Genomic DNA, 13155 nt, shown 5'->3' with positions numbered 1-13155 from the left:
GAGCCAAGGCAGACATGACCAAGACTCTCATCATTGCGGAGAAGCCCAGCGTCGCGCAGGACATCGCGCGTGCGCTGACGCCGGTCGCCGGCAAGTTCGAGAAACACGCCGACCATTTCGAGAACGACCAGTACGTCGTCACCTCGGCGGTCGGCCACCTCGTGGAGATCAAGGCTCCCGAGGCCTACGACGTCAAGCGCGGCAAGTGGAGCTTCGCCCATCTGCCGGTGGTGCCGCCGCACTTCGAGCTGGCGCCGATCGACAAGTCCAAGTCGCGGCTGTCGGCGGTGGTCAAGCTGGTCAAGCGCAAGGACGTCACCGATCTCGTCAACGCCTGCGACGCGGGGCGCGAAGGCGAGCTGATCTTCCGCCTGATCGTCCAGTACGCCGCGGCCGGCAAGCCCTTCACCAAGCCGATCCGCCGCCTGTGGCTGCAGAGCATGACGCCGCAGGCCATCCGCGACGGCTTCGACAAGCTGCGCAGCGACGAGCAGATGCAGGGCCTGGCCGACGCCGCGCGCAGCCGTTCCGAGGCGGACTGGCTGGTCGGCATCAACGGCACGCGCGCGATGACGGCCTTCAACTCGCGCGACGGCGGCTTCTTCCTCACCACGGTGGGCCGGGTGCAGACGCCGACGCTGTCGATCGTCGTCGAGCGCGAGGAGAAGATCCGCAAGCACGTTGCACGCGACTACTGGGAAGTGCGCGCCGCCTTCGACGCCCAGGCCGGGCAGTACGAGGGCAAGTGGTTCGACCCGAAGTGGAAGAAGAACCCCGACGACGCCGAAGCGCGTGCCGACCGCCTGTGGAACGAGGCCGACGCCCAGGCCATCGCCGCCGCCGTGCGCGGCCAGCCGGCCACCGTCACCGAGGAAGCCAAGCCCAGCTCGCAGAGCAGCCCGCTGCTCTACGACCTGACGACGCTGCAGCGCGAGGCCAACTCGCGCTTCGGTTTCTCGGCCAAGACGACGCTGTCGATCGCCCAGGCGCTGTACGAAAAGCACAAGGTGCTGACCTACCCGCGGACCGACTCGCGCGCGCTGCCCGAGGACTACGTGGCCGTCGTCAAGCAGACCTTCGCGATGCTCGCCGAGGAAGAGCTGCCGGGCCCGCTGGCGGCGCTGTCGCAGCACGCGCGCAAGGGGCTGGACGCCGGCTACGTGAAGCCCACCAAGCGTGTCTTCGACAACACCAAGGTCTCGGACCACTTCGCCATCATCCCGACGCTGCAGGCCCCGAAGAGCCTGACCGAGATCGAGGCCAAGCTCTACGACCTGGTCGTCAAGCGCTTCATCGCCGTGTTCTATCCGGCGGCCGAGTACATGGTCACGACGCGCATCAGCAAGGTCGCGACGGCCGGCGCGACGCACCACTTCCAGACCAACGGCAAGGTGCTGGTCAACCCGGGCTGGCTGGCGGTCTACGGCAAGGAAGCCCAGGACGAGGACGCCAACCTGGTGCCGGTGACGCAAGGCGAGACCGTGCGCACCGAGGGCGTGGACGTCAAACAGCTGAAGACCAAGCCGCCGGCGCGCTACACCGAAGCGACGCTGCTGTCGGCGATGGAAGGCGCGGGCAAGCTGATCGACGACGACGAGCTGCGCCAGGCCATGGCCGAGAAGGGCCTGGGCACGCCGGCGACGCGCGCCGCGATCATCGAAGGCCTGATCCTCGAGAAGTACATGCTGCGTGAAGGCCGCGAGCTGGTGCCCACCGCCAAGGCCTTCCAGCTGATGACGCTGCTCCGCGGCCTGGCGATCGAGGACCTGACCAAGCCCGAGCTGACCGGCAACTGGGAGTACCAGCTGTCGCAGATGGAGCACGGCAAGCTGAGCCGCGAGCGCTTCATGGCCGAGATCGCCAAGATGGCCGAGCGCATCGTCAAGAAGGCCAAGGAATACGACCGCGACACGATTCCCGGCGACTACGCGACGCTGGCCTCGCCCTGCCCGAACTGCGGCGGCGTGGTCAAGGAGAACTACCGCCGCTTCGCCTGCATCGGCGCCGCCGGTTCGCCCGAAGGTAGCGGCTGCGGCTTCAGCATCACCAAGCTGCCGGCCGGCCGCACCTTCGAGCTCGCCGAGGCCGACGCGCTGCTGCGCGACAAGCGCCTGGGCCCGCTGGAAGGCTTCCGTTCCAAGGCCGGCTGGCCGTTCAGCGCCGAGCTGCGCATCGTGCGCGACGAGGAGATCGGCAACTGGAAGCTGGAGTTCGACTTCGGCGACGACGACAAGCCCGCCGAAGGCGAAGGCGAGCCGGTGGACTTCAGCGGCCAGCAGAGCCTGGGCCCGTGCCCGAAGTGCCGCAGCCATGTCTACGAGCACGGCACGAGCTACGTCTGCGAGCACGCCGTCGGCCCGCACGCGACCTGCGACTTCAAGAGCGGCGCCGTGATCCTGCAGCAGCCGGTGACGCACGAGGAGATGACGCGCCTGCTGACCACCGGCCGCACCAAGCTGCTCGAGGACTTCGTCTCGAACAAGACCAAGCGCAAGTTCAAGGCCTTCCTCGTCTACGACACCAAGGAAGGCAAGGTCGGTTTCGAGTTCGAGCCGCGTGCCGCGCGGCCGCCGGCGAAGAAGGCGCCGGCACGCAAGACCGCGGCGTGAACGACGCGCCGCCGTGCCTGAGTGCGGCCGGCGCGGCGGCCAGCCGGCTGCGCGTGGCGGTCGTGCCCAATGCGCGCCGCACCGGCGCCGACGGCCTGCACGACGGCGCGCTGCGCGTGCGCCTGAACGCGCCGCCGGTCGACGGCAAGGCCAACGACACGCTCGTCGCCTGGCTGGCCGACGAGCTGGACCTGCCCAAGCGTGCGGTGCGGCTGACTCACGGCCAGACCGGGCGGCGCAAGACGATCGAGCTCGACGCCGCGCCCGAGGCCGTGGCGGCCTGGCTGCAGCGCGTGCTCGCCGGCTGATTCAGCGCAGCAGCGCCGCCAGCTGCCAGAGCGCAAAACCGGCCAGCAGCGCCGCCGACACGAGGTTGACCCGGTGCTGCCAGCGGGCATCGAAACGCGTGCGCAGCCGGCCGACTGCGCCGGCCAGGATGAACCACCACAGCGCCGAGCCGGCGGCGACGCCGGCGACCATCACCCACGGCGAGGCCACCGCGCTGCGCCCGGCCAGCGCGCCGAAGACGGCGATGAAGGACAGGATGGTCGTCGGATTGGCCAGCGTCAGCACGAAGGTGCCGGCGAAGAGCCGCGCCAGCGGCGCCCGCTCGCCGGGCCCGCCCGCGCGCCGCGCCGGCGGCTGGCGCGCGATGCGCCAGGCCATCCACAGCAGCAGCGCCGAGCCGCCGCCGGCCAGCAGCGTGCGCTGCTCGACGAGAAAGGCGATCAGCGCGGTGACGCCGAAGGCGCCGACGGCGCCGTAGATCGCGTCGGCGACCGCCGCGCCCAGCCCGGTGGCGATGCCGGCGGCGGCGCCGTACTGCAGCGTGCGCTGGATCGCCAGCAGGCCGATCTGGCCCACCGGCGCGGCGATCGACAGCCCGATCGCGCCGGCTTGCAGGAAGAGGGTGAGTTGAGCGTCCACGGCTTCATTGTGCGAAGCCTTTGGCGGTCGATCCAGGCGATTCCTCAGGCTGAATTCTTGCGATATACCTAAATTTCAGGCCAAACTGCCACATGACCGAAAACGTGCTCGACGACAAGGCCTGGAAGCTGCTGCTCGCGCTGCAGCGCGACGGTCGCGCCCCGCTGAAGGTGCTGGCCGAAGCCGCCGGGCTGTCGATCCCGGCGACGGCCGAACGCCTGAAGCGGCTGCAGGACGCCGGCGTCGTGCGCGGCGTCGCTGCCGACGTCGACGCCGCGCGTGCCGGCTACACGGTGCGCGCGATCGTCGGCCTCACCGTCTCCGGCCAGCCGGCGAAGAAGGCCTTTCTCGAGCAGATCGGCCGCGCCGCCGAGGTGCTGGAATGCCACCACGTCGCCGGTGCCGACTCGTATCTGCTGACCGTCGTCGCCGCCGACCTGCCGGCGCTGGAGGCCTTCCTCGGCTCGATCAACGCCTGGGGCGAGACGCGCACCCAGATCGTGTTCTCGACGCCGATCCCGCGCCGCGGCCTGGTGCCGCCGGGCACGCTGCGCTGAAAGCCCGCCCGGGCGGATGCGGGACAATCCCGCCATGAACCCGATCGACGACATCGCCGCCTACATGGACCGCGTCGGCGCCGCCGCGCGCGCCGCTTCCACCGCGATGGCGCGTGCCGGCTCCGCCGCCAAGGACGACGCGCTGCGCCGCCTGGCCGCCGCGCTGCGCACGAAGCTCGGCCCGCTGCAGCAGGCCAACGAACTCGACCTCGCCGCCGCGCGCGCCGCCGGGCTGGCCGAGCCGATGGTCGACCGGCTCAAGCTCACGGCCAAGGTCGTCGAGACGGTCGCCGAAGGCTGCGAGCAGATCGCCGCGATGCCCGACCCGATCGGCGAGATCAGCGAGCTGCGCCGCCGCCCGACCGGCATCTCGGTGGGCCGCATGCGCGTGCCGCTGGGCGTCTTCGGCATGATCTACGAGAGCCGCCCGAACGTGACGATCGAGGCCGCGTCGCTGGCGATCAAGAGCGGCAACGCCTGCATCCTGCGCGGCGGCTCGGAGGCGCTGCATTCCAACCTCGCGCTGTGGAAGCTGGTGCAGGGCGCGCTGGTCGAAGCCGGCCTGCCGGCCGACGCGGTGCAGCTCGTCGAGACCACCGACCGCGCCGCGGTCGGGCGGCTGATCACGATGCCGCAGTACGTCGACGTCGTCATCCCGCGCGGCGGCAAGAGCCTGATCGAGCGCATCGCTGCCGAGGCGCGCGTGCCGGTCATCAAGCACCTGGACGGCAACTGCCATATTTACGTCGACGCCGAGGTCGACCTGGAGCAGGCGGTCGTCGTCACCGACAACGCCAAGACGCAGAAGTACAGCCCCTGCAACGCGACCGAGTCGCTGCTGGTGCACGCGGCGCAGGCCGCGGCCTTCCTGCCGCGCATCGGCGCGGTCTTCGCCGCCAAGGGCGTCGAGATGCGCTGCTGCCCGGCCGCCAAGGCGATGCTCGCCGCCGTGCCCGGCGCGCGGGTCGTCGACGCCACCGAGGCCGACTGGGACACCGAGTACCTGGCGCCGGTCATCAGCATCAAGGTCGTCGCCGGCCTCGACGAGGCCATCGCCCACGTCAACCGCCACGGCTCGCACCACACCGACACCATCCTGACGACGAACCACCCGAACGCGATGCGCTTCCTGCGCGAGGTCGATTCGGCCAGCGTGATGGTCAACGCCAGCACGCGTTTCGCCGACGGCTTCGAGTACGGCCTGGGCGCCGAGATCGGCATCTCGACCGACAAGTTCCACGCCCGCGGCCCGGTCGGCCTGGAGGGGCTGACCTCGCTGAAGTGGATCGTGCTCGGCCAGGGCGAGATCCGGCGCTGACCGTGTCCGCACTGCAGATCGCCGTGCTGGCCCTTGCGGCCGTGCTCGTGTTCTGGATGGTCGGCGCCTACAACCGGCTGATGGCGCTGCGCACGGCCATCGGCACCGCCTGGCAGCAGGTCGCCGAGGCGCTGGCACGCCGCGGCGAGGCCGCGCAGGCGCTGGCCCAGGCGCTGCGCGAACCGATGGCCGGCGAAGCCAAGGCGCTGGACGCGCTGCTCGCCGCCGAGGCCCAGGTGCGCGAGGCCGCCGCTGCGCTGGGCGCGCGTCCGGTGCGGCTGGAGGCCGCGCTGGTGCTGGTCAAGGGGGAGGCGGCGATGGGCGCCGCGGCCAGCCGCGTGCTGGCGCTGCTGGAGCAGCATCCGCTGCTGAAGGTCGAGCCGGCGATCGCCGAGCAGGCCGTGGTGCTGGCCGACGGCGGTTCGCGGCTGGCTTTCGCGCGCCAGCGCTTCAACGAAGCCGGCGCCGCCTACGACGAGGCGATCGCCGAGTTCCCGACGCGGCTGCTGGTGCCGCTGTACCGCTTCGGGCCGGCCGGCCGGCTCTGAATCAGGACTGGCCGACGATGGCCGCGGTGGCCACCAGTTCGTCGAACAGCGCCTTGCTGACCTGGCCCGAGACCGCGTAGGGGTCCAGCGTCGCGGTCTCCGAGTACTTCAGGAGCAGCGCCGGGTTCAGCCGCGCGATGCTGACCTGGCCCATCGACCAGCCGGCGAAGCGGCGTTCGCCGATCTCCTCGTAGCTGAGGATCTCGACCTCGGTGTGGCGCGGGTCGCCGACGATGCGCGCGTACAGGCGGTTGACGGCGCTGCGGCCGCCTTCGAGCACCTGCACGAAGATGCCGTCGGAATAACACAGCACCCCGGTGATGCCCAGCGCCGGGTTCTGCGCACGCGAGGCGCGCAGGATGGACTGCAGCTCCTCGGGGTCCAGCGCCGGCACGGCGCGGCTGACGTACATGAGGCGGACGAGCATCGCGGGCCTTTCAGTCTTGCTTGCGCGGCAGCAGCGAGAGGAATTCGCGCCGCAGGTTCGGATCCTTCAGGAACGCGCCGCGCATCACGCTGTTGACCATCGCGCTGTCGGTGTCCTTGACGCCGCGCCAGTGCATGCAGAAGTGGTCGGCTTCCATCACGATGGCCAGGCCGTCGGGGCGCACGCGCTCCTGCAGTTCGTTGGCGAGCATCGTCACCGCCTCCTCCTGGATCTGCGGCCGGCTCATGATCCAGTCGGTGATGCGGGCGTACTTGGACAGCCCGATCAGGTTGCTGTGCTCGTTGGGCAGCAGGCCGATCCAGACCTTGCCGAAGATCGGGCACAGGTGGTGGCTGCAGGCGCTGCGCACGGTGATCGGGCCGACGATCATCAGCTCGTTCAGGCGCTCGGCGTTGGGGAACTCGGTCACCGACGGCATCGGGTGGAAGCGGCCGCGGAAGACCTCGTCGATGTACATCTTGGCCACCCGCTTGGCCGTCTCCTGCGTGTTGTGGTCGCTCTCGGTGTCGATGACCAGCGCGCGCAGCAGCTCCTCGAGCTTGGCCTGCACCTCCTTCTTCAGCTCGGGCAGTTCGCCCTCGCGCACGAAGTCGGCGATGTTGTCGTTGGCGTGGAAGCGCTTGTCCGCGCAGACCAGGCGGTAGCGGATGCGTTCGGAGACCGGCAGCGTGGCCAGTTCATCCTCGCTGCGCAGCAGGCGCGGCGTCGCGGGCTCCGGGGGCAGGACGGTCTTGGCCATGGGAAGAGGCGGGCCGGTCGGCCGGTGGCGAAGGGACTCGGTATTGTGCGGCGCGCTTCGCCAGCGTGCAGGCTCCGCTTAGACTGCCCTGGTGACCACTCCGACTTCGTCCGTGCCGCTGTCGCGGCTGCTCGACCTGACCGCCGACGCCGTGCTCGCGGTGCGCCAGGGCCGTTCGCTGACCGACGTGCTGGCGCGCGTGGCGCCCGATGCGCGTCCCGGCGTGCAGGCGCTCACTTTTCACGTGATGCGCTGGCTGGGCAGCGCCGGCGAGGTGCGCGCCATCGTTGCGCCGAAGACGCCGCCGCCGCACGTCGAATCGCTGCTGCTGACCGCGCTGGCGCTGCTCTGGCCGACCGGCGAGCCCTCGCCTTATGCCGACCACACGCTGGTCGACCAGGCGGTGCATGCGGCGCGCCACCGCACGCCGGTCGCCGCCGGCTTCATCAACGCCGTGCTGCGCCGCTTCGTGCGCGAGCGCGAGCACCTCGCCAATTCGGCGCGGCACCAGCCGCTGGGCGCCTTCAACCACCCGCTGTGGTGGATCGAGCGCGTGCGCCACGACTGGCCGACGCAGTGGCAGGCGCTGCTTGCGGCGGCCAACGTGCACCCGCCTTTCACGCTGCGCGTCAACCGCCGCCGCGGCAGCGGCGAGGCCTATCTGCAGCGCCTCGCGGCGCAGGGGCGCGCCGCCAGCCTGGTCGACGACCCGGCGCTCGGCGGCCAGGCCATCGTGCTCGCCGAGCCCTGCCCGGTGACGCAGCTGCCCGGTTTCGCCGAAGGCGAGGTCTCGGTGCAGGACGCGGCCGCGCAGCGCGCCGCGCCGCTGCTCGTCGGCGCGGGGCTGCCGGCCGGCGCGCGTGTGCTCGACGCCTGCGCCGCCCCGGGCGGCAAGACCGCGCACCTGCTGGAACTTGCCGACCTGGACCTGCTGGCGCTGGACAGCGACCCGGTGCGCCTGGTGCGCGTGCAGGAGAACCTGCACCGGCTGCAGCTGCAGGCCCAGGTACGCGCCAGCGACGCGCGCGACACCGCGAACTGGTGGGACGGCCGCCCCTTCGACGCCATCCTGCTCGACGCGCCCTGCAGCGCCTCGGGCATCGTGCGCCGCCACCCCGACGTGCGCTGGCTGCGCCGTCCCGACGACATCACCGCGCTGGCACGGCTGCAGGCCGAGATGCTGGACGCGCTGTGGCCGCTGCTAGCCCCCGGCGGGCGCCTGGTCTACGCCACCTGCTCGCTGTTCCGCAGCGAGGGTGCCGAGCAGATCGACGCGTTTTTGCAACGCCACGGCGACGCCGGAGCGAGCCTCGATCCGCAGTCGCCCGGACACCTGCTGCCGCTGGCCGACAATTCGCCGCATCCGTCGGCCACGCCGCGCCGCGCGCTGCACGACGGCTTCTACTACGCCCTGATCCACAAGGCCTGAGCCCCGAGTCCTTCCCGTCATGCGATTGCCGCCGGTCCGCCGAAGACTGCTGCTGGGCCTGGGGCTGTCGGTCCTGCTCGGCTGGGCGGGTGCGGCCGGCGCCGCTCCCGGGGGCCAGGGCGTCGAGCTGATCCAGCTGCAGACCGGCCGCAGCGAAGGTGCGCTGACGCTGGAGTTCGCCGCCCGCGTGACGCTGCCCAAGGCCGTCGAGGACGCGATGATGCGCGGCGTGCCGGTGTACTTCGTCGCCCAGGCGACGCTGCGCCGCGACCGCTGGTACTGGCGCGACGAACGCATCGCGCGCGTCTCGCGCAGCTGGCGCGTCGTCTACCAGGCGCTGACCTCCAGCTGGCGTGTCGGCCTCGGCGGCCTGAACCAGACCTACCCCACGCTGGCCGAGGCGATGGCCGCGGTCACGCGCAGCGCCGGCTGGCGCATCGCCGACCTGTCGCAGCTCGAGTCCGGCAAGGACTACTACATCGAGTTCAGCTGGCGCCTGGACACCAGCCAGCTGCCCAGCCCGATGCAGATCGGCCTGGGCGGCCAGGCCGACTGGGCGATCGGCGCGGAGCGCGAGTTGCCGGTCGAGCTGCCATGAGTCGCACGGCCCGCTGGATCTGGATCGTCGCGCTGGTCGCGGGCACCGGCGCCGCGCTCGTGCTGGCCTTCGTGCTGTCGCTGTCGACGGCCGGCGGCGGTTTCTACGAGCGCCATTTCGTCTGGCTGTTCTGGGTGAACGCCGCAGTCGCCGGGCTGCTGCTGCTGGTCATCGGCATTGCCTCGGTGCGGCTGGTGCTGCGGCTCAAACGCGGCAAGTTCGGCAGCAAGCTGCTGATCAAGCTGGCCGGCATCTTCGCGCTGGTCGGCGTGCTGCCGGGGCTGGTGATCTACACCGTGTCCTACCAGTTCGTCTCGCGCAGCATCGACGCCTGGTTCGACGTCAAGGTGGCCGGCGCGCTGGACGCCGGGCTGTCGCTGGGCAAGACGACGCTGGACGCGCTGCAGGCCGACGTCGGCGCCAAGGCGCGGCTGGCCGCCGAACGCCTGGGCGACATGCATTCGCCGTCGCCGCTGACGCTGGAACGCCTGCGCGAGCAGCTCGGCGCGCGCGAGCTGGCGCTGCTCGGCCACTCGGGCCAGATCCTGGCCACCGCCGGCGTCTCGCCCGGCGCGACGCCGCCGGAGCGGCCGTCGACGACGCTGCTGCGCCAGGCGCGCTCGCTGGGCTGGGCCAGCCAGATCGAAGGCCTGGACGAGGAGGCGCTGGCCGCCGGCGAGCCGGCCGCGCCACGCGTGCGCGCGCTGGCCCTGCTGCCCGACGCCAGCATCCGCCTGGCGCCCGGCCAGGACCGCTTCCTGATGGTGATGCAGCCGCTGCCGCGCAAGCTGGCGCTGGACGCGCTGGCGGTGCAGGCCGCGCACGGCGAGTACCAGCAGCGTGCGCTGGCGCGCGACAGCCTGTCGCGCATGTACATCGGCACGCTGACGCTGGCGCTGATCCTGGCCGTCTTCGGCGCCGTGCTGCTGGCCATCCTGCTGGGCAACCAGCTCGCGCGGCCGCTGCTGCTGCTGGCCGACGGCGTGCGCCAGGTGGCCGCCGGCGATCTGCAGCCCAAGCCGGTGTTCGCCTCGGGCGACGAGCTCGGCGGGCTGACGCGTTCGTTCGCCGACATGACGGCGCAGCTCGCCGACGCGCGCGAGCAGGTGCAGCGCGGCGTCGCCCAGCTCGAAGGCGCGCGCACCCGGCTGCAGACCATCCTGGACACGCTGACCGCCGGCGTCATCGTCTTCGACCGCGAAGGCTGCATCGACACCGTGAACCCGGGCGCGACGCGCATCCTCGGCCTGCCGGTGGCGGCCTGGCGCGGCCGCCACCTGGGCGAGCTGCCCGAGCTGGAGGGCTTCGCGCGCAGCGTCGAGCAGCGCTACGAGCAGCTCGCCGACCGCACCGAAGCCGGCGGCGACCACTGGCAGGATGCCTTCGAGCTGGCGCGCCCCGAAGGCGTGACGCTGACCCTGCTGGTGCGCGGCGCGCCGCTGCCCGGCGAGCAGCGGCTGATGGTCTTCGACGACATCACCGAAGTCGTCTCGGCGCAGCGCTCGCAGGCCTGGGCCGAGGTCGCGCGCCGGCTGGCGCACGAGATCAAGAACCCGCTGACGCCCATCCAGCTCTCGGCCGAGCGCCTGCAGCACCGGCTGGAGAGCAAGCTCGAAGGCAACGACCAGGCGCTGCTGCTGCGCTCGGTGGCGACCATCGTCTCGCAGGTCGACGCGATGCAGCGCCTGGTCAACGAGTTCCGCGACTACGCCCGGCTGCCGGCGGCGCAGATGAAGCCGCTGGACCTGAACGCGCTGGCCCACGAGGTGCTGGGGCTGTACGGCCAGGCGCACGACGGCGGCCAGCTCGTCGTGCGGCTGGCCGAGCCGCTGCCGCGCATCATGGGCGACGCGACGCAGCTGCGCCAGGTCATCCACAACCTCGTGCAGAACGCGCTCGACGCGATCTCCGAGCGCCCCGACGGGCATGTCGAGATCGGCACGGCGCGTTCGGTGGGCGACAACGGCGAGCTGCGTTCGGTGCGCCTGTTCGTGCAGGACAACGGGCCCGGTTTCCCCGAGAAAGTGCTCAAGCGGGCCTTCGAGCCCTACGTGACGACCAAGGCCAAGGGCACGGGCCTCGGGCTGGCCGTCGTCAAGAAGATCGCCGACGAACACCACGCGCGGCTGCGGGTCGTCAACCTGCATGCCGGCGAGGGGATCGAACATCCGGTGATCGGGGCACGAGTTTCGCTATCATTTTCCTTACTCGCACCTGCGCCGAATCCCGCGACCGACGACGGTCCGGCGACGGCTTCCGGTGACGCAACGCAGGTGCATTGACCTCAGCGCATGGCAACGATTCTGGTAGTGGACGACGAGCTGGGCATTCGCGCCCTGCTCTCGGAGATCCTCAGCGACGAAGGCCACACGGTCGAACTCGCGGAGAACGCGGCCCAGGCCCGACACGTGCGCGAGTCCTTGCGCCCCGACCTCGTGCTGCTGGACATCTGGATGCCCGACGTCGACGGCATCTCGCTGCTCAAGGAATGGGGCGCGACGGGGCTGCTGACGATGCCGGTCATCATGATGAGCGGCCACGGCACGATCGACACCGCGGTCGAGGCGACCAAACACGGCGCCGTGGCCTTCCTCGAAAAGCCGATCACGCTGCAGAAGCTGCTGCGCGCCGTCGAGCAGGCCCTGGTGCGCCCGGGCCAGCGCCTGGCCGCTGCCGCGGCCCCGGCGGTGCCCGGCCTGCGCGATCCGCTGGCGATGACGCGGCCCTACGTCAACGGCAGCCCGCTGGCGCCGTCGGCCGCCGTCCCGGTGCCGGCCGCGCCGGTGCCCAGCGGTCCGCGCCCCGAGCAGAGCTTCGACCTCGACCGCCCGCTGCGCGAGGCGCGCGACGCATTCGAGAAGAGCTACTTCGAGTTCCACCTCGCCAAGGAAGGCGGCTCGATGACGCGCGTGGCCGAGAAGACCGGCCTCGAGCGCACCCACCTGTACCGCAAGCTCAAGCAGCTGGGCGTCGATCTTTCGCGCAACAAACGCGGCACTTCCTGAAACCTGTGCTATAGTCGCGGGCTCTTGGCCTGGTAGCTCAGTTGGTAGAGCAGCGGATTGAAAATCCGCGTGTCGGTGGTTCGATTCCGCCCCAGGCCACCAAGAGATGCGGGATTAGCTCAGTTGGTAGAGCGATACCTTGCCAAGGTATAGGTCGAGAGTTCGAGCCTCTTATCCCGCTCCAAGATTCGAGGGCCCGGTTTCGGAAGAAGCCGGGCCCTTTGTCTTTTCGGCGCCGTTCAGTCCTCGGCAGTGAAGAAGCGCTGGCGGCCCAGGTCGCAGCGCACCACGGCGCTGCCGTAGGCCTGGCTCAGCGAAGCGCTGCGCAGCACCTCGTCCGGATGGCCGGCGGCCATCACGCGGCCCTCGGCCAGCAGCGTGACCTCGTCGCAGTAGCGCGCCGCCAGGTGCAGGTCGTGCAGCACCACCAGCACCGCGGCGTCGGCGGCGCAGGCGCGCAGCAGGCGCATCAGCTGGTGCTGGTGCGGCAGGTCCAGGTGCGCGGCCGGCTCGTCGGCCAGCAGCAGCGGCGGGCGGTGCGCGATGGCGCGCGCCAGCGCCGCGCGCGCTGCCTCGCCGCCGGACAGCGTGTGCAGCCGGCGCTGGCGCAGCGGCCCGAGTTCGCAGGCCTCGATCAGCGCCGCGCTCGGCGGCGCCAGTGCCAGCTGCAGCAGCTCGTCGACCGTCAGGTCCCAGTGACTGTGCGTCTGCTGCGGCAGGTAGCCGATGGCCTGCGCCAGCGCGCGCGGCTTCCAGCCGGCCAGCGGGCGGCCGAGCAGGCGCACCTCGCCGGCGTGTGCCGGGCGCAGCCCGATCAAGGCCTGCAGCAGCGTGCTCTTGCCGGCGCCGTTGGCGCCGACCAGCGCGAACAGGCCGCGCGCCGGCCACGAGGCGTCGATGCCGTGCAGCAGCGTGCGAGCGCCGGCACGCACCTGCAGCCCCTGCACCGCCAGGGCGGGACATGTCGTCGTCTCCAT

The 13155-nt window shown here is 71.3% G+C and carries 13 protein-coding genes and 2 tRNA genes; 11 read left to right on the top strand and 4 right to left on the bottom strand.

The window, feature by feature from the left end; translation table 11 throughout:
* Positions 1–14 precede the first annotated feature (14 nt).
* Positions 15–2609, top strand: a complete 2595-nt coding sequence (locus RGE_RS21850) for a DNA topoisomerase III (RefSeq protein ID WP_014430656.1) — start codon at positions 15–17, stop codon at positions 2607–2609.
* Complete coding sequence (locus tag RGE_RS21845) at positions 2606–2917, top strand: DUF167 domain-containing protein (protein ID WP_014430655.1); 312 nt, start codon at positions 2606–2608, stop codon at positions 2915–2917. Before RGE_RS21850 ends, RGE_RS21845 begins: the two co-directional genes overlap by 4 nt.
* A gap of 1 nt (position 2918) precedes the next feature.
* Here the strand turns inward: RGE_RS21845 and RGE_RS21840 are convergent, their stop codons facing one another.
* Positions 2919–3536: a LysE/ArgO family amino acid transporter gene (locus tag RGE_RS21840; RefSeq protein WP_014430654.1), complete on the bottom strand. Its 618-nt coding sequence runs from the start codon at positions 3534–3536 to the stop codon at positions 2919–2921.
* A 92-nt stretch (positions 3537–3628) separates the two neighbouring features.
* Between RGE_RS21840 and RGE_RS21835 the strand changes: the two genes are divergently transcribed.
* The 3 genes from RGE_RS21835 to RGE_RS21825 are packed head-to-tail and all read left to right on the top strand — an operon-like array spanning position 3629 to position 5959.
* Entirely contained in the window at positions 3629–4093 is a 465-nt protein-coding gene (locus tag RGE_RS21835) for an Lrp/AsnC family transcriptional regulator (protein ID WP_014430653.1), read from the top strand.
* Positions 4094–4127: 34 nt separating this feature from the next.
* Positions 4128–5411, top strand: coding sequence for a glutamate-5-semialdehyde dehydrogenase (locus RGE_RS21830; RefSeq protein WP_043784377.1), 1284 nt, complete (start codon positions 4128–4130; stop codon positions 5409–5411).
* 2 nt (positions 5412–5413) lie between these two features.
* Entirely contained in the window at positions 5414–5959 is a 546-nt protein-coding gene (locus tag RGE_RS21825) for a LemA family protein (protein WP_014430651.1), read from the top strand.
* Between the two features lies 1 nt (position 5960).
* On the opposite strand, the gene RGE_RS21820 is transcribed toward RGE_RS21825, so the two are convergent.
* The gene (locus tag RGE_RS21820) at positions 5961–6386 is read right to left on the bottom strand and encodes a BLUF domain-containing protein (RefSeq protein ID WP_014430650.1); all 426 of its coding nucleotides are present in this window, start codon (positions 6384–6386) and stop codon (positions 5961–5963) included.
* A 10-nt stretch (positions 6387–6396) separates the two neighbouring features.
* Positions 6397–7146: a GTP cyclohydrolase I gene (gene folE / locus RGE_RS21815; RefSeq protein ID WP_014430649.1), complete on the bottom strand. Its 750-nt coding sequence runs from the start codon at positions 7144–7146 to the stop codon at positions 6397–6399.
* Positions 7147–7237: 91 nt separating this feature from the next.
* On the opposite strand from folE, the gene rsmB reads away from it, so the two are divergent.
* From rsmB to RGE_RS21785, 6 genes are all read left to right on the top strand, one after another.
* Complete coding sequence (gene rsmB, locus RGE_RS21810) at positions 7238–8575, top strand: 16S rRNA (cytosine(967)-C(5))-methyltransferase RsmB (protein ID WP_232504963.1); 1338 nt, start codon at positions 7238–7240, stop codon at positions 8573–8575.
* A gap of 19 nt (positions 8576–8594) precedes the next feature.
* Positions 8595–9173, top strand: a complete 579-nt coding sequence (locus RGE_RS21805) for a DUF4390 domain-containing protein (protein ID WP_014430647.1) — start codon at positions 8595–8597, stop codon at positions 9171–9173.
* Positions 9170–11455 (top strand): sensor histidine kinase, encoded by a 2286-nt coding sequence (locus tag RGE_RS21800; protein ID WP_014430646.1) that lies wholly within the window; start codon positions 9170–9172, stop codon positions 11453–11455. Before RGE_RS21805 ends, RGE_RS21800 begins: the two co-directional genes overlap by 4 nt.
* 9 nt (positions 11456–11464) lie before the next feature.
* Complete coding sequence (locus RGE_RS21795; protein WP_014430645.1) at positions 11465–12178, top strand: response regulator; 714 nt, start codon at positions 11465–11467, stop codon at positions 12176–12178.
* A gap of 26 nt (positions 12179–12204) precedes the next feature.
* A tRNA-Phe gene (locus RGE_RS21790) sits at positions 12205–12280 on the top strand.
* Between the two features lie 6 nt (positions 12281–12286).
* Positions 12287–12362: transfer RNA gene (locus RGE_RS21785), tRNA-Gly, on the top strand.
* A gap of 55 nt (positions 12363–12417) precedes the next feature.
* Here RGE_RS21785 and RGE_RS21780 read toward each other — a convergent pair.
* Positions 12418–13155: an ABC transporter ATP-binding protein gene (locus RGE_RS21780; RefSeq protein WP_014430644.1), complete on the bottom strand. Its 738-nt coding sequence runs from the start codon at positions 13153–13155 to the stop codon at positions 12418–12420.

This window comes from Rubrivivax gelatinosus IL144, from assembly GCF_000284255.1.
GTDB lineage: Bacteria > Pseudomonadota > Gammaproteobacteria > Burkholderiales > Burkholderiaceae_C > Rubrivivax > Rubrivivax gelatinosus_A.
This window is presented reverse-complemented; position numbering and strand designations above follow the sequence as displayed.